The sequence below is a fragment of the Chryseobacterium sp. UYP7 genome (assembly GCF_056279225.1).
The window spans coordinates 45,298-63,301 of record NZ_JBWBQW010000006.1 but is presented as its reverse complement, the minus strand read 5'-3'; the positions used below and the strand labels follow the sequence as shown (position 1 = coordinate 63,301).

Annotated in this window: 11 protein-coding genes; 5 read left to right on the top strand and 6 right to left on the bottom strand. The window is 36.4% G+C overall.

What is annotated here, in order from left to right:
* Positions 1-127: 127 nt before the first annotated feature.
* Complete coding sequence (gene guaA / locus ACZ9HT_RS12715; RefSeq protein ID WP_476040863.1) at positions 128-1,657, top strand: glutamine-hydrolyzing GMP synthase; 1,530 nt, start codon at positions 128-130, stop codon at positions 1,655-1,657.
* Positions 1,658-1,750: 93 nt separating this feature from the next.
* Entirely contained in the window at positions 1,751-3,397 is a 1,647-nt protein-coding gene (locus ACZ9HT_RS12710; protein ID WP_476040862.1) for an AarF/UbiB family protein, read from the top strand.
* Positions 3,398-3,454: 57 nt separating this feature from the next.
* Here the strand turns inward: ACZ9HT_RS12710 and ACZ9HT_RS12705 are convergent, their stop codons facing one another.
* Positions 3,455-4,009 (bottom strand): hypothetical protein, encoded by a 555-nt coding sequence (locus tag ACZ9HT_RS12705; RefSeq protein ID WP_476040861.1) that lies wholly within the window; start codon positions 4,007-4,009, stop codon positions 3,455-3,457.
* 138 nt (positions 4,010-4,147) lie between these two features.
* On the opposite strand from ACZ9HT_RS12705, the gene ACZ9HT_RS12700 reads away from it, so the two are divergent.
* Complete coding sequence (locus ACZ9HT_RS12700) at positions 4,148-5,500, top strand: DEAD/DEAH box helicase (RefSeq protein WP_476040860.1); 1,353 nt, start codon at positions 4,148-4,150, stop codon at positions 5,498-5,500.
* A 55-nt stretch (positions 5,501-5,555) separates the two neighbouring features.
* On the opposite strand, the gene ACZ9HT_RS12695 is transcribed toward ACZ9HT_RS12700, so the two are convergent.
* Entirely contained in the window at positions 5,556-6,002 is a 447-nt protein-coding gene (locus tag ACZ9HT_RS12695) for a hemerythrin domain-containing protein (RefSeq protein ID WP_476040859.1), read from the bottom strand.
* Between the two features lie 558 nt (positions 6,003-6,560).
* On the opposite strand from ACZ9HT_RS12695, the gene ACZ9HT_RS12690 reads away from it, so the two are divergent.
* A complete protein-coding gene (locus tag ACZ9HT_RS12690; protein WP_476040858.1) occupies positions 6,561-8,291 on the top strand; it encodes a tetratricopeptide repeat protein in 1,731 nt (576 codons plus the stop codon).
* Positions 8,292-8,349: 58 nt separating this feature from the next.
* On the opposite strand, the gene ahcY is transcribed toward ACZ9HT_RS12690, so the two are convergent.
* Positions 8,350-9,663 (bottom strand): adenosylhomocysteinase, encoded by a 1,314-nt coding sequence (ahcY, locus tag ACZ9HT_RS12685; protein WP_476040857.1) that lies wholly within the window; start codon positions 9,661-9,663, stop codon positions 8,350-8,352.
* Between the two features lie 229 nt (positions 9,664-9,892).
* Between ahcY and ACZ9HT_RS12680 the strand changes: the two genes are divergently transcribed.
* A complete protein-coding gene (locus ACZ9HT_RS12680; RefSeq protein ID WP_476040856.1) occupies positions 9,893-10,504 on the top strand; it encodes a 4'-phosphopantetheinyl transferase family protein in 612 nt (203 codons plus the stop codon).
* On the opposite strand, the gene ACZ9HT_RS12675 is transcribed toward ACZ9HT_RS12680, so the two are convergent.
* From ACZ9HT_RS12675 to porU, 3 genes are all read right to left on the bottom strand, one after another.
* A complete protein-coding gene (locus tag ACZ9HT_RS12675; protein WP_476040855.1) occupies positions 10,480-12,741 on the bottom strand; it encodes an FUSC family protein in 2,262 nt (753 codons plus the stop codon). The two genes, ACZ9HT_RS12680 and ACZ9HT_RS12675, sit on opposite strands and share 25 nt — an antisense overlap.
* A gap of 78 nt (positions 12,742-12,819) precedes the next feature.
* Positions 12,820-13,944: a type IX secretion system outer membrane channel protein PorV gene (porV, locus tag ACZ9HT_RS12670; RefSeq protein ID WP_476040854.1), complete on the bottom strand. Its 1,125-nt coding sequence runs from the start codon at positions 13,942-13,944 to the stop codon at positions 12,820-12,822.
* A 25-nt stretch (positions 13,945-13,969) separates the two neighbouring features.
* Positions 13,970-17,938, bottom strand: a complete 3,969-nt coding sequence (gene porU, locus ACZ9HT_RS12665) for a type IX secretion system sortase PorU (protein ID WP_476040853.1) — start codon at positions 17,936-17,938, stop codon at positions 13,970-13,972.
* Positions 17,939-18,004 lie beyond the last annotated feature (66 nt).

Sequence of the window (18,004 nt, the reverse complement as noted above, 5' to 3'; positions counted from 1 at the left end):
TTTCACGTCTTTTTTTTTAGGAGCTATTTCCCGCTTTCCACTGCAATCTTTTTTTTCAAAAAAGGATTTCCGTTTCAATCGGGGCTAGTATAGACTCCTTTTCATCCCAAACCTATAACATACAAAAATGAATAACGGTATAATTATTTTAGATTTCGGTTCCCAGTATAATCAGCTTATTGCAAGGCGAATTCGGGAGCATGGCGTTTATTCGGAAGTCATTCCTTTCAATACGCCGCTCGAAGAAATTTTAGCCAGAAATCCATCCGGGATTATTCTTTCCGGCGGACCAAGTTCTGTAAATACGGAAAATGCCAATCTTGTAGATAAAGCTTTGTTCGAACAAAATATTCCAATTCTAGGCATCTGTTACGGAATGCAGCTGATCACGCATTTATTGGGTGGAAAAGTAACAAAAGGCATCAAAGGCGAATATGGAAAAGCAAAACTTGAGATCCAAAAATCCAACGCTGTACTTTCTGGGGTTAGTCGTTTCTCTACAGTTTGGATGAGCCATTTCGATGAAGTAGAAACTGTTCCCGAAGGATTTTATGTGAATGGAATGACCGACGTTATTTCAGCGATTTCCAATGAATCCAAAAAAATATATTGTGTTCAGTTCCATCCCGAAGTTTCCCATACTGACGAAGGCGCTAGAATGCTCGAAAATTTTATCTTCAACGTTTGTAAATCTCCAAAAGACTGGAAACTGACCAATTATATCGATGAAACCATTGCGGGAATTAAAGAAAAAGTGGGGGATCAAAAAGTGATCTTAGGACTTTCCGGTGGCGTAGATTCTTCTGTTGCTGCGGTTTTAATTCACCGTGCGATCGGCGATCAGTTGCAGTGCATCTTCGTTGATACCGGACTTTTACGAAAAGACGAAGGCAACAAAGTAATGGAAAACTACGGCGAACATTTTAATTTAAAAATTAAGATGATCGATGCATCCGAACGGTTTCTGTCTAAATTAAAAGGAATTTCTGATCCGGAACAAAAACGAAAAGTCATCGGTAACGAATTTGTAGCTGTTTTCGATGAAGAATCTCATAAGATTGAAGGCGCTAAATTTTTAGCTCAGGGAACCATTTATCCAGATGTTATTGAAAGCCAGTCTGTAAAAGGACCGTCTTCTGTCATAAAATCTCACCACAATGTTGGCGGATTGCCGGAAGAAATGGGTTTTGAATTATTAGAACCTTTGCGCGAACTTTTCAAAGATGAGGTTCGTAAAGTAGGAGAGGAACTAGGAATTCCACATCATTTAGTACATCGTCATCCTTTTCCAGGTCCTGGTTTAGGCATCAGAATTTTAGGTGAGGTTGATGAAGATAAAGTCAGAATCCTACAGGAAGCCGACGATATTTTTATTGAAGAACTCTACAAAAATGATTTATACGATAAAGTTTCTCAGGCATTCGTCGTTTTACTTCCCGTGAAATCTGTTGGCGTAATGGGCGATGAAAGAACCTACGAATATACCGCAGTAGTCCGTTCGGCAAATACGACCGATTTTATGACGGCAACGTGGAGCAGACTTCCGTACGAATTTTTAGATACGATTTCGAACAGAATTATTAATGAAGTGAAAGGAATTAACCGCGTAGCCTATGATATTTCGAGCAAACCACCAGCAACGATCGAGTGGGAATAATTTAGAATTCTCGATATAAAAATTACCAGATAAAAATTCCCCTTTTTTAGATAATTGGGGAATGCTTTTTGCCAAACCCTCTAAAACTATTTTATGTTTAATAAGCAGCAACGGAAATTAAAACGGTCAGCAAAATTGATCTCTATTTTTAGTAAATATGGTTTCAAAGATATTTTAGCACGAATGAATCTTGCGAAAAATAACGAACCTTCCGTTGACGAAAATGAAGTTGTTCTAACGAATTCTGTGTATGAAAGAATCAGAATGGCTCTGGAAGAATTGGGACCAACTTTTGTGAAATTAGGTCAAACATTCTCCAGTCGCGAAGATCTGCTTCCACCGGAATTAATTACAGAATTACAGAAGCTTCAGGACAATGTGGAAGAAGTTGACCTGAATGTAGAAGAAATCTTAGAGCAGGAATTCAATATTTCTCCGAAGGATCATTTTCAGGATATTCAGAAAAAACCGATGGCAACGGCTTCAATTGCGCAAGTTTATAAAGCCGTTTTGAACGATGGTACGGAAGTAATTTTGAAAATCAAAAAACCAAACGTTCAGGAAAATATTCAGGATGATCTGTTGTTGCTGCATGATTTGGTAAAGGTCATTACGAATTATTCAGAAATTGGTGGAAAACTCGATTTAAAGCAGGCGATCTCGACCTTCGAAAAATCTTTGCTGGAAGAGATCTCTTTGATCAACGAAAAAAATAATATTCAGCAGTTTGCCTTAAACTTCAAAAATAATAAAGAAACTTATGTTCCAAAAGTCTACGAAGAGTTTTGCAGCAATAACATTCTTTGCATGGAATTTATTGATGGCATAAAGATCACCAATAAGGAAGCACTTTTAAGCCATGGTATTGATCCCGTAAAAATCTCAGAAGTTGGTTTGCGGGTCTTTGTTTCTCAGATTTTAGATTATGGATTTTTCCACGCTGATCCTCACGCGGGAAATATTTTGGTGAAGAAAGATGGTAAAGTCGTTTTCATTGATTTTGGTGCCGTCGGAAAGATTCAACCCAACGATAAAGAAATTCTGGAACAGTTGATCGTGGCTTTTGTTTCCAAAAACGCCCCGAAGATCGTAAAGAATCTGAAAAAAATGGCGGTGAGTTATGAAATTCCAGATGACAAAGCTTTTCTAAATGATGTTGAAGACGTGCTTGATTTTGTGCACAGCGGTTCGCTTCAAAATATTGATATTCCGAAACTCGTAGCAAAAATGGCCAATACTTTAAAGAACAATCGGATCAATATGCCTGAATATCTCTATCTGCTTTTGAAAGGAATTAGTTTAATTGAGGGCGTTGGCAGAAGTATAAATCCAGATTTAGATATCGTAAAAAGTCTGCAGCCGTTCACTAAAAAGATCATCTTTAATAAAATTTCACCCAAAAAATTAATGAAATCCGGCTCTCAGAAATTGCTCGAATTGACCGATCATATTGAAGAGATCCCGAAAGAGTTGCGTTCGCTACTTCAGAAATTAGATGACAATAAATTTACGGTGACGAGCGAAATCAAAAATATGGATAAGACGCATCAGCTCATTAAATCGAGCATTGTGAATCTGATCTTAACCATGGTTTTGTGCGCGAATATTATTTCCACCGCTATACTCTGGAATATGGAAAGTGACTTTAATGTAGCAGGAATTCCCGTTTTGATCCTCTTCAGTTTTAGTTTTTCAATCCTTCTGGTTATCGTTCTTTTTTTAAGACTATTGAAAAGATAGTTACGCTGAAATCTACAAATTATCAATCTGGAGGTCTTAATGTTTGCACTTCATCTTTTACTCCGCTTTAATTCCTTTGCTTTGCAATCTTATTTTTGAATACGGAGTTTCAAATTTTAAGATATCCGGATAAGTAAAGTTCTTCTTTGTGTTTTTTTCAAAATTGTATTCCAGTATAAAAGGAACTTTTTCGTATGTGTTTCCCAGTAGAACTGCGACAGAGTCTCCTTTCCAGTAAGCATCTTCAATCCAGAACGATGGGCCGAAAAAGGCGATTTGTTTTGCAGATTTCTTTCTTAAATCAACAAGGATTACGGCCTGATCAGCTTCAAATCCGGCACTTCCATCAGGAAGCAGATCCCACTGATAACTGTCGAAATCCAGATACTGGTTTCCACTTTTATTAAAGACGAGGAAAGGTTTATAGATTTCGTTAAATCCCTTTTCATTCATAATAATAACTGTAGTTTTTTGATAGGTAATTGGTGATGTTTGCCCCAGTTCAAATTTCCCCCTTTCAAAGCCCGGGTTTTCATCCTGATAGTATCTGAACCAGGAATGAGTATTTTCAGTATCATTTTTATCAGCTTTTGCAGAAATTTCCTTATTCATCTCTTGATTCTGTGGTGAAGAAACTTTTTATCGTTTTCCCCGCAGGAAAAAAGTGATGTAAGAAGGACAAAAAATAGACCTTTCATTCTTCCAAATTACAACATATTCTAATCTTATCAAAAAACCTATCTTTGCAAAATGGAAAAAACCACTTTTGCCGATTTTGATTTACCTGAAAAAATTCTCGATGTTTTAGCAGATTCAAATTTATTTGAACCAACTCCGATCCAGGAGAAAAGTTTAGGTCCGATCCTTTCTGGTCGCGATGTCATGGGAATTGCTCAAACAGGAACCGGAAAAACATTGGCGTATTTGTTGCCGGTTTTAAAAAGCTGGAAGTACAATAAAAGTGGAAATCCTACGGTTCTAATTCTTGTTCCAACAAGAGAGTTGGTTGTTCAGGTTGCAGAAATAGTGCAAAACCTCACCCAAAATATCACCGCCAGAGTTATTGGGATCTATGGTGGTAAAAATATCAAAACGCAAAAACTTCTTTTTAACGATGGTTGCGACATTTTAGTTGGAACTCCCGGTAGAGTAATGGATCTGGCGATTGATAATGCAATTTCCCTGAAAGAAGTGCAGAAATTGATCATTGATGAGTTTGATGAAATGCTGAATCTTGGTTTTAAAGCACAACTGACGCATATCTTCCAGATGATGAAAGAGAAAAGACAAAACATTCTTTTTTCTGCAACCATGACAGAAGCTGTTGATGCTTTATTATATGAGTACTTTTCCGGACCAATGGAAATCTCTCTGGCAAAATCAGGAACGCCGCTTGAAAAAATTGAGCAGGTTGCGTACAAAGTCCAGAACTTTAATACCAAAATTAATTTACTGGAACACTTGCTTAAGAAAGATGCAGATTTTTCTAAAGTATTAATTTTCTGTAATAATAAAAGACACGCCGATCTTCTCTACACTAAAATTGAAGAGCTTTTCCCCGATGAGTTTGATGTTATTCACTCCAATAAATCTCAGAATTACCGTTTGAATGCGATGCGCAGTTTCGAAAAACAAGAAGTTCGCGGATTAATTACGACCGATATTATGGCAAGAGGTCTGGATATTTCAGACATTACACATGTTATTAATTTTGAAATCCCTGAAGTTCAGGAACAGTATATTCACAGAATTGGTAGAACCGGCCGTGCTGACAAAGAGGGAATCGCAGTTTCATTCGTGACGAAACTGGAGGAAACGTTATTGTTGGATATTGAACTTTTGATGAACAAGGAAGTTACCTTCAAAGAATTCCCGACAGGCGTTAAAACCAATCCTGTAAAAATTGCTTCGGAGAAAGATGAAATAGTGATGAAAAATGCGAACGTCATCAAGTTAGAAGAAGGTGGCGGTGCATTTCACGAGAAAAAAGACAAGAACAAAAAAGAAAACTGGGGTGGTCCACACGCTAGAAAACTTCCGAAAAAAATCGGAGCGAACAGAGCACAGGAAAAAGCAAAATCAAAAGCAAAGCGAAAAAAATAAAAATAATCCGGAATACATTTCCGGATTATTTTGTTTTATGCAATTCAGGATTTTTTTATTTCCAGAAAATATCGTCGTACTCCGGTTCTTTTAATTCGGGATGATCAAATTTTAAAAGCTCCTCTAACTGTTCATCAGTTGCTTGTTTTTCAATTTCGGGAAAAATTTCTCTTTCCTCTTTTCGAATATGAAGTTCTAATAAATCCTTAAAAGTTTCGATTTCTGCCGGAGTTTTAAAACCATCTTCGATCATCTTGCGAAAAGTTCTGTGCTGTGAGATCGCTTCCTTTATTAAAGGATGATCTTCTCCCAAAACTTTAAAAATAGATTCCTCTTCTTCTAAAAAATGAGGTTTTAAATTCTGAAGATAGAAAAGTCCAATATATTTTGACATCCTTTCTACGGAGATTTCTCTCTTTAATCCTTCTTTTAATTTCCAGCAAAGGAGCAAACCAAAGTGATGGTCGCGACTTAGCTGGACGAGTGCTTCATGTCTTTTCATTAATTTATTTTAAATAGATTTCAGATCATTATTTACTGCTTATTTTCAAATTACAATAAGACTGAGATCTTGTTAATACAAATTTACAAAATAGGGTCAGTTATCTCTTTAAATAGGTGCTAAAAATTAACAGGATTAGTTACTAAAAAAAAGCTCCCCAAACTTTCGTTTGAGGAGTAAAAAAAAATCATTTGTGTTTTTAAGTCTGGTGAACCTTCCGTTTAATTTGAAGTTTCAGGGTATTACCATTTTTTTTCTATAACAAATGTAGATCTTCCCTGGAATGAAAACGAATTTAAGGGGTGGACAAAGGGAGGACAAATCAATAAAAGACACTTTAAAAAGTACCAACTAAAAGTCTGTTATGTATAAGTAGCTGACAAACAAATATTTAAAATTAAAACTTTGATTCTTACTCATTTTGAAAATGACAAGTTTTATTGATGCATATTTTAAAATTAAAAAATAAATGGGGGCGTCTTTAATAAATATTACATGTTATAATAGCTTTAAATTTAAAATTGTTACCTTCATATCAGTCATTTCTTAAAAGAATTTATGCAAATAAAAAACTATTTTTTTTCTTTCTTTTTACTTTTCTCCCTGTTAATTTCGGCTCAGCAGATCAAGATAGGATCCTCTGCAAATACGATCTCTGAGTGGGAAAGTATTATTCGTCAGCAAGATAATAGAGCAGGAGATATTATCTCATCAAAGCATTTTTTACAACCCTTAATAAACCGGAATTCTAACACCGATAAAATTTTATACGATGTGCTTCTTGCGAAATCGTATGCTTTTGATTTAGATCGTGTTAATGAAAACAGTAATCAACTTTACTCGCAGTCAATCCTCAATGCTAAAAATTTAAAGAATGAAAGTTTAGAGATCTGGGTCCTTCTTAGTTATGCAGAATATCTTTACCATTTCCGGCAAATTACAAAAGCCTTACCTCTTTATATTTCGGCGATTGATAAGATCGATCAAGCAGGTTCGCAGCAGATGTTATTTCCTTCGACTTCATTTATGATCATTGGATTCTACATGGGAACGATCGGAGATAATGATGAAGCCATTAAATACTTAAAAAAAGCCCTTCAATTCACCGAACCTGGGAGTAAACAGTTTGCGAAGGTGAGTGATAATATCGGAATGTACTATTTGAAAATCGGAGAAATTGAAAATTCTAAAATATATAACGAAGAGGCTTCTAAAGTTTCAAAAGCGCTTGGAGATAACATTCGGTATGCGAAAACACTAGGTAACCTGGCGCAGATCTATGAAAGAAATGAGGATTATGCGACTGCGATCAAATTGCTGCTTCGGGATATAAAAATTTCAGAACTGGAGGAAGGTCAACAAAATACGATGTATGCCTACACTGTTCTTGCACGGATTTATATCGCAGACGGACAGATCAGTAAAGCCAAAGAATCAGTAGAAAAAGCGGATGAAATCGCAAAATCGAGATCTTATTTTAAAATTAATGAATTAGAAATTTTAAAACTTAAATTACAGATCATCAATAAAGAGCAGAAAGATAGCGATGAGTTAGGAGTGAGAAGGCGAATTGGAGTTCTGGAGGATTCTTTGAACAAGACAGATGGCGTTCTTCCGCTTAACCAGGCGAACTGGATGATGCAAAAGAAGAGATATCAACAAAATATTGCCGCCACCAATCAAAAATTATCTAGGGAGGCTTTCTGGAGAAATATAATTTTTGGTGCTGCAGGTTTCTTTATTTTAGTGATGATTATAATTTTTTTGCGATCAAAACATAAAGAGAAGAAGAAGCAAATTGAAAACGAAAGAATGCTTTTGGAATATGAAGATGCAAATTTTGAAATAGAAGAGCAACTCCTGAACGCTACACGTGCGATGGATTCGCAGATCAGCTTTTTAAAGAAGAAGAATATACAGATCCAAAAGTTATATCGGGAAATTGAAAATGTAAAAGAAACAAGATCAAGTTCAACCGAAGATGAGCATGGCAAACTCGATGATCTGCTTCAATCCCATTTAATGACGGAGGAGAACTGGCTCAATTTTCGGCGGGAGTTTCGGAGAGAATATCCAGATTTTTATCAGACTTTAAAGGAAAGTTTCCCGGAAATCACCGATTCTAATCTTCGGATTATCTTGCTTCAAAAATTAAAATTTACCAATACCGAGATCTCGGGATTATTGGGAATAACGGTTGACGCTGTAAAAAAATCCAAACAACGTTTAAAGCGGAAGTTAGGGGAACGGTATGATCTGCTCTTTTCGATGCTATTATCGGAAAAATAAAAACGCTCTGGGTTTTCAGAGCGTTTTATTAAGGATAAAATTCAGGTTCTGAATTCTATTAGTATCTGTAATATTCTGGTTTGTAAGGTCCTTCAACCGGTACACCAATATATTTAGCTTGTTCCGGTGATAAAGTTTCTAACTCTACGCCTAATTTTGCAAGGTGTAAATAAGCTACTTTTTCATCTAAATGTTTTGGTAACATATACACTTCATTTCCGTAAGCTGCTGAATTAGTCCATAATTCAATTTGAGCCAAAGTCTGATTGGTGAATGAGTTACTCATTACAAAACTTGGGTGTCCTGTTGCACAACCTAAGTTGACCAAACGACCTTCTGCCAAAATGATGATCTCTTTTCCGTCGATATTGTAAACATCAACCTGTGGTTTTACTTCATATTTGGTATCACCGTAATTTCCGTTCAACCAGGCCATATCTAACTCATTATCGAAGTGACCGATGTTACAAACAACTGTCTTGTCTTTCATTCTTTTGAAATCCTCTCCTTTAACAATGTTGAAGTTACCTGTTGTAGTAATTATAATATCTGCATTTTCGACTACAGAACTTAGTTTTTTAACTTCAAAACCATCCATTGCAGCTTGTAATGCACAAATCGGGTCGATCTCTGTAACGGTAACGATTGATCCAGCTCCTTTGAAAGAGGCCGCAGTTCCTTTACCAACATCGCCATAACCACAAACTACGACTCTTTTTCCGGCCAGCATTAAATCTGTCGCTCTTCTTACTGCATCTACTGCAGATTCTCTACAACCGTATTTGTTATCGAATTTTGATTTTGTTACCGAATCATTTACATTGATTGCAGGCATTACCAAGGTTCCGTTTGCCATTCTTTCGTACAATCTGTGAACTCCTGTGGTCGTTTCTTCAGAAAGACCTTTAATTCCAGCGGTTAATTCAGGATATTTATCAAAAACTAAGTTAGTTAAATCGCCACCATCATCTAAGATCAGGTTTAATGGTTTTCTGTCTTCACCGAAAAATACGGTTTGCTCGATACACCATTCGAATTCTTCTTCAGTCATACCTTTCCATGCATAAACAGGAATTCCTGCTGCTGCGATCGCTGCTGCTGCGTGATCTTGAGTGGAGAAAATATTACAGGAAGACCAGGTAACATCTGCTCCAAGCGCTACTAAAGTTTCAATTAAAACTGCAGTTTGAATCGTCATGTGAAGACAACCTGCGATTCTTGCTCCTTTTAAAGGTTGAGACGGACCGTATTCTTCGCGAATAGCCATTAATCCAGGCATTTCTGCTTCAGCTAAATTAATTTCTTTTCTGCCAAATTCTGCTAAAGACATATCCTTAACTTTATAAGGAATGTATTGTGTAGTTGTTTCCATTGATGTGAATAAAAAATTTTTACAAATATACAAAATCTCTTTCTTTAAGTCGAAAGGCCAGTGAAAATACCTGTGATGGAATCCATCTATTACTCAAGATCTATTTGCGAATTTCTAAAAAAATAAAAAAGTGTAATTAAAACTTAGTGATTTTAGAGACATAATGTATGAACCAAATAAATATCATCTAATCAAAGAATTGCTTAATTTTACGCTATAATAATTTTGAATGCCACTTTACAGAGATTTTTCTGATGACAGCGCCACGATTCTTCTATGGAAGTTTGATGAGAAGGAAGAATTAAACCCGGAAATTCTGCTGGAAAAAGCAAATTACGAAAAGGTAAAAGATTATCATCCGACAAAATTGAAAGAACTGTTACTCGTTCGAAAAATTTTAAAATCTGTGCTTCCCGAACATCAGATCCTTTATAAAGAAAGAGAACCTTATTTGTTTCCACAAGATTACGAAATTTCGGTCACCCATTCTTTTCCATACGCTGCACTGGCGATCTCGAAGCATAAAATTGGGATCGATATTGAACCTTTCAACGATAAAATAGTAAGAATTCAACATAAATTCCTGCAGGAAAATGAAAAGGATTTTATCGAGGAAAGTAAAAAGGTAGCTTATCTCACCATCATCTGGTCGCTGAAAGAAAGTTTATATAAGATTCATCATTCGAATTACTGGTCGCTGAAAAAACATTACGAAGTGAAACCTTTCAGTCTGGATTTTCCATTTAATATTCAGTGCAGAGTGCACGATGAGAAAGTTTCTGATCTGTTCAGCGCCAGAGTAGAGTTTTTCGAAAATTACTGCTTTACCATCGTGGACTGAATGTCCAGCTCCAGTTTTTCAGCAACTTTTCGCTGTTCTTTTGCCACGTCATAAATTAGTTCCAAAATTTCCTGCAAATTCATTAACTCTGTTAAATGCGTTACTCTGTTTGGGTCGCGACGGTCAGAAATTTCATTCTCCAGAATTTCTTTTTTACGGATTTCGATTAATTTCTCTACAACATCTTCTGGCTCCAGTTCACTTTCTTCTTCGATATTTTGGATGAATTTTTCCTGATCCAGAATTAAACCTGTTCGCATTAACTCCGCAGAGATTTTTCGGTTCCACCGTTCGAAATTAATTTCCGGGTAATCTGTTGCCGATCTGGAGTATTGAGAAAAAGAAGCAATGTAAGCCGTTATTAAATGGGCAGTATTCACGAACTGATGAATGTGCTGCATTTTTTTCTGCTGATTTTTTGGATCCGAGATCATTCGCTGAAAATTATCGGACAGGTTTGCCAGATCGATAATGGCGTCTTTTCTTTTCAGTTTATATTCTTCCAGAACCCGATTTTGATGGGTGAAGAAATTCATCACCGCTTCAAAATATTTTAAATTGCTTTTTGCGGCTCTCTTCATTAGATCTAAATTCTGCGTATGTTCCCAAACGGGTAAAATAAAGTAAGAAACGCCGAAAGCCACAATTCCGCCAATGATCGTATCCAAAATTCGATCTTTAAAAATCATGTTTACATTTCCCGGTTTCAGGAAGTTGAAACTCAAGAAAATATAAATGGTCATAAAGAAGACGGCCCAAAAATAATTGGCCTTCAAAAAGCTGAAGCACAAAATCATACTCAGCATTAGAAATGCAAAAAGCACGGCGCTGCTCGTTATACCAAACAAAAGTAAATAGGCTACGACAGCACCGGTAACGGTTCCGTACAATCGTAAAAGATTACGGTGCTTGGTCGTGGAGTAAGCCGGACGCATAATCGCGAGAACTGTAATTAAAATCCAGTAGGAGTGACCGATCCCCAGAAATTCTAATTTTGAAAATAAATACCCGATGAGTAACGCCAGAACAATTCTGACTGAATGCCGGAACTGCGATGATTTTAAGGAGAAATTATTCCAAAAAACTTTGACATTTAATTTCTGATTATTCGGTAAAAATTTTTCCAGATCTAATCCTGTCGAAAGGCTTTTTGCCAGTTTCTGATCCTGAATAAAAACTTTGTAGATGGTCTTAACTTCATCTGTAATATGCGTGATACGAACTAAGATGAGTCGCATTACCATGAAATTTTCCAGATTTTCCGGATTAAGTTTTCTGTTTCGCAGATCGAAATATTCGTCAAAAAGTTTATTAAGTTCCGCTTCAATATTTAGAATTGGTTTTGCTTTGGAACCACTTTGTAATGCGATTCCTATGTTGCTGAGTTCCTCGGAAAGCTTTCCGAGATATTCGCTGATCGATCTTAAAAAACCAGTGTCACCGAAACTTTCCTGAATTTTTTTGTAATCACTGTCTGAAGTCATTAATTTTTCGTGCAGATCAATGGAATTCAGAAACATCAACATCAGCAACCGACTGGTGGTCGTAGATTCATTTACAATTTTCCGGGTTTTGAAAACCATTTCCCGCGTATCTTCCTGCAGATTTTTAATTTTGATCTGCTGCGCAATAACCTGGGAATAAAGATTCGGAAAATCTGGATTCTTAAGGTAAAATTTAGATTTTATATTGAGATAGTCTGCGAGCAATAAGTAATTTTCGCCGATCATTTGTCCGGCCAGTTTATAAGGCTGAATTCTGGAAACGACGAGGAAAATAAGAAGGTAACAGATAGAACCTCCTAGAAAGATCAGGGAACTTTTAATAATATTCGTTCCGGTTAAATGACCATCAATAAAAATGGCCATTACCACGAGTGACAGAGAACCAACTGCAGCTAATCGCTGTCCGTAAACGCCAAGCATTGAGAAAAAAAGTCCGAAGACAATAATTTCAACATAAATCAGAGGCGGATAATCTTTGATAAAACTCGCAATAAGTGCGACAGAAAAGAAACAGACGATCGCTAAAATTAAAGAATTACGCCGTCTGATAAAAGGTCCGGGTTGATCTGTAAGACCCACAAAACTCGTGGCAAGTGGGAAAAGGAAAAACTCTTTCAATAACCCGAAATGCACTAAAATAATGCTGGGAACTACAATAGCCAGAGTAATTCGCACTGCCGAGAAAATGTATTGGCTGGTTGCAAATTTTTTAAGTTCTGTAGCGTAGTTCATGTCGTAAATTTACGGGAATTTTTGCATTAAAAAAGTCTCAATTTCTTGAGACTTTGTGATATTTTTATTAAAGAAATATTAATAATCCTGTGCATTAGAAGATTCCTCTCCAATATTCCAGGTTAAGCCGAAACGTAAAGTGTTATCTAAAGCTGAATTCACTTTGGAAGTGTTGATCAAATAAGACATATCCAAACCAAATGACTGGTATTTTAATCCAACACCAACAGTTGCATATTGTCTTGCTCCTTGCTCTTCACTTTCATGAAAATAACCACCTCTCAGTGCAAATGCATTATCGTACTCATATTCTACAGCACCACTTAACATCGTACTTTTTTGATTGCTGAATGATTTTCCGATCCCTTCGATCACGCCAACATTTGGAACATTTCCTGTATTGTCTGGTCCTGGAACCAAAATTTTAGATGCTTCAAAGTTTAATCCAACACGGTTAAGATCATCAATAAATAAATCGTAACCTGCACCAAGTCTCGCCATTGTTGGAAGATAAGATCTGGATTCATCATCGCCGGTATAATCCAGTCGCGGTCCTAAGTTTTGAATTGCAAAACCACCTCTTGCACGACCTTCAAAATCATTAATACTGGTGTGTTTAGGAGACATGAAATATCCGGATACATCTACTGCGAAAGAGTTAGCAGGTTTCAGAGTGTTATCGGAGTTAAAACCTCCAGACAAATCGGAACGGATAAATCTACCGGTAACAGCCATGGAGTAGGTGTCTGTAAGTTTTAAACCGTACGCAACATCAATGGAAAATTCGTTAGGTTTTGCAGTTCCTAATTGTACTACTTCATTACCAACATAATCGGTAAGATCTACAGATCCCATATTAAAATAATAGATACTTGCAGAAATTGTTGCTCTTTCTTCATCGCCTAAAAATTGATGATAAGCACCGTAAAGCAAAAATACATCATTGGTTAATTTCCCCATGTATGGAGTATAATTAACTCCAATTGCCGAAGTTGTTTTGCTGAAAGGGTATTTTGCAGCATTCCAAAATTGAGAAAAAGCATCTGTAGTTGTGGCTACACCTTGATCTCCCATTCCGCCCGCTCTTGCGTCTGGAGAAATCCTTAGAAAAGGAGCGCCGGTAAGTACGGGCTGAATCTGCGAATACGCGGCCATACTTATTCCCAGGCCTAATCCTAAAAATAGTTTTTTAGTCAATGTCATAAAGTAAATTTTTTATCGTTATTTATTATTTTAATAATACCATTTTTTCTACTGCGGTCGCGCTTCCTTTGCATTTATCCTGATTCTGGCTTTTTGCAAATATTTTGAAGATGTAAGTTCCTTTTCCAACTGCATCGCCGAAATCATCTTTACCATCCCATTCAATCGCTGTTCTTGGTGTGCGAAAACCCTGGAAGAAAGGTTCTGCAGTTACCGTAGTGCTTATTGTTTTTACTAATTTCCCGGTGATGGTGTAGATTTGCACATTCACATCTAACATATCATCGCAGTTGTGTTCAAACTGAACGTAAGTCTTGTTGGTGAAGGGATTTGGCCAGTTTAACAGTTTAGTTACTATTAAGTTTTGGTCAGTTTCGTCCTTAACTATAAAGTTTAACGTTTCTGTTGTTGAATTATTGTTGATGTCCCAAACTTTAAAAGTAAGCTGATGAGCACCTGGTTCTAAATTGCGGAAGGGATAATTTACATTTCCTTTTTGATAATCTTTTAAAGTAGAATTGGAACACCCATTTCCATCGCCGGAAAAGTAAAAATCGTTCAACACTGTAGTATTGATGATTTTACCATCCAGAATTACGGTAATGTCGTGACCAATACCGGAACCGGTTGAATTGATTCCTTTATCATCTGTCACGCAGGCCAGAAGTAAAGGGTTTTGATCGGTAATTCCGCCATCAGCAAAATTAGTGTTGTTCATGTATAATTTCACCGTTGGTGGCGTATCATCATTAATTCCGTCTGGATTAATACCACCAACTTTTTGAATTTGATTATTGAAAACATCAAAAACCTTATTATCTGCATATACTAAAACTCTACCTTCGCCCAGTTCGTAATTGATATCTTTCGGAACATAAAATTCTACGGAAAACACTCCGTTTACTGCTAAACCGGACGATTTTACGATGGGTCCGTTTTCTTCAGTATAATTCAGGACCGGATTCATTTTCGGCTGATTATCATTATTGAGTGTCTTTTTGTTAAGACGCTTATCAAAGATATTAATGGCAACTCTTCCGTTGAAGGTTTCATCAATTGATCCACCGGCTTTATTAATGTGACCTTTCACAGTCACAAAATCCAAAGCGCGAAGCTGTCCTGAAACCGGAGAGTCGATTGCATCGATGTTAAGCAATCTTTTTGGACGGCTCAACTTTGTGGCGGGATCACCTAATAAGTTAACTTTAAGATGGTTTGCGTCTGCCTTTTTTTCAATTTTTGCTTTAAGAAATGCATCACCAAAATTAATAAAATCGTCGTTCACCAGCTCAAATACATGTTTTGTGAAAATTTTGGTAAACTCTTCACCATAACCAACTCCAATTGCACGGCTAGATGTTAACATCATTGCAGCACCACCTTGCTTCGATTTAATTACTCGCTCGCCGGCTGAAAAAGTAGCAGGATCATCCCACAAAGTAAATTCACAAGTAATTGTAGATATTAAAGGGAAACGGGTATAAACATTATTGAAATTATTAAAATTTTCAATTTGATCAATTGTTAAAACTCTTTCCTGTGCCCACCCATTGATTCCACCATGACCAAAATAAAATAAATACAAACTGTTTCCTACATCATTCGAAATCGCCTGATTTACCTGTGGATATCTTTGTCCACCCGCCGAGGTTTGAGCTGTGAATGAATCTAAATATAACTTCCGAATGTTATATTCTGGTTTATTATTTTGATACAGCGTCGTGGATGGTGGAGTATTTGGCGGAACAGTTATATAACCTTTTTCCATATTTGCCGATATGATTGCATTGTTCATGGTGTTATGAAAAGGAACAACATTATCTGCATCATCATCTACCACAAAATCCAGTTTCATCCGCCATTCACCAAAAGGCGTCGACTGTCCCGGAAGTGCATTATTATAAGCGAGCGTTTTATCAATTAAAATTTTTGCTTCAGAAACATTTGCAGCGGGTAATCTGCCAATTGGTAAATCGGGTAAAGTTGCAGACAAAGATGTGGCCGAAATACTTTGTGGCGCTGTCATTACATAATAATCATCGCTAACGAATGAGGAGGCATAATCGCCGCTTTCTTCGCTTTCGAAGGAGGGTACAATGTCTGAACCCGGGTGATTCTTGCCTTTATAATCATAAGAGGTATCGCCCAGAATAAAAACATATTTTAATTTTCCAGACGGAGTATTTAGTTTGGTTGCAAAGTCCCGAATTGCCGTAATGTCTTTACTACCGCTGCTGAATTCATTATAAATTTTATTTACATCAACAACCGCAACATTATATTTATCCTGATAAAAATTCGCGAGCCTCTGTGCATTTCCCATCATCTGGGGAACAGTGATCATTAAATAATCGATGTTTTGAAGACCCGATAAATCCTGATTTTCAATTTTACCTACAAATAAAGGGGCAAAAGCTTCACTGCTTTTAAAGGCAACAAATTCGTTTACGAAAGTGTTATTATTAGCAATATAACCAAAAGTAAAATTGGAGGTGCTTCCGGATTTATTTACTTTTTTAGTCACATTCGTTATGTCTGAAACTTGCCAGATTTGGTCAACCGAAGTCGCATCGGCAACGTTAAAGGTGTAGGTGTTTCCGCCACCTTCTTCAATTCCATAACTCCGAAAATTCATTTGAGTATTATTGAATTTCAGATCTTCTTTATACTGAACTTCGGCAAAATCAAAATAGAATTTTCCATTAGGATTGCTTCCACTATTTGGAATATAGTTGAAACTAAGGGTATTTCCCTGTAAATTTGTTGCGGTACCGGAATTATTAGGGTTTGGGTAACTTATCGTGATAAATTCTTTTTTTGAATCGGCCGCAACTGAATATGTACCGGAATTTGTGTTGTTGAGATTGATGGTGATACTGTTACCATTACCCTGATAAGCAATAACTCGGGTCTTATACCTGATTACATCGGTAGGCTGAATGGGTGACTTTGTTGTAAAAGTAACCGTTTTGTTATCAGAAAAGGAATCACCAGTCCAGATTCTTCCAATTTTTATTAAATTAAATTTTTCTTCATTAATGTATTGATATTCATCATATCTGTTGATCACCGTCGCATTTACTCCTTCATCAACTTCCTGAATTCTTTTTCCGGGACCCAGATCGAAATTGATAAAATAATAGGCAAAATCATCATATATATTAATGAAGTTGTTCGATTTTTCGGTTCGCGTTTCTATCCTTCTGTTTCCATTTCCGTTTGGATCACCGGAACTTTTATAAAGATTGTAACCATTTGGACCTTGCGCATAAAAAAGGGCGTAATCTTCTTCATTCCAGATTCCATCATTTTCTCCGATCACCTGAATCGCGTTCTCCTGAAGCGCAGAAAATCGGGTGTCGCGATTATGTTCCGGCAGCATTAAACCACCATTTCCGTAAATTCTAAAATTTTTCGGATTAATATTGGAGGGATTGATACCGTTATCCCGAAGAAATTTAGCAGTGATCTTGAAAACTCCGCTTTTGTCGACTTTAATCTTGTAGAAATTTCCTGATTTCAAAGGATTGTCTGTTGTTCCAACCTTTCCGCTTACCTGCAGAGAAGTTGGGGCAGTTCCCGCATTAACGATGCTGAAAGATACCAGTCTGTAAATATTATCTTTCTCCAGTTTTAAAGCAGAAACTCTTAAATTGGTACTTTTTTCCTGAGTATATGGATTGGTATAGTAACTTATCTCACCTTTTTCCTCTGATGGAATACTGTAAGTATTAACATCAAAAATTTCTTTCGGGGAAATCTTTTCCCAAACTAAATTGGAAATTTTTTGATTTGTGCCAGAATATTTCTCGGTAGAGCGAAAATAAACCGAACCTTCTTCGTAAGCAAAGCCCTCATTTGTAAAAGACGGAACAGTAGTTTTGTAACTTCCAAAATCAATTATTTTACTGCCTTCCCACTGTATGTTAGTAGTTTGCGCTGAAGTAATTGTAAAAAATAAATTGATTAGGACAAGAGTTAAAATGCGTTTCATTTGGTATAAAATTTCACGGTTACAAATTAAACGAAAAATAATATATAATAATATGATACAATAAAA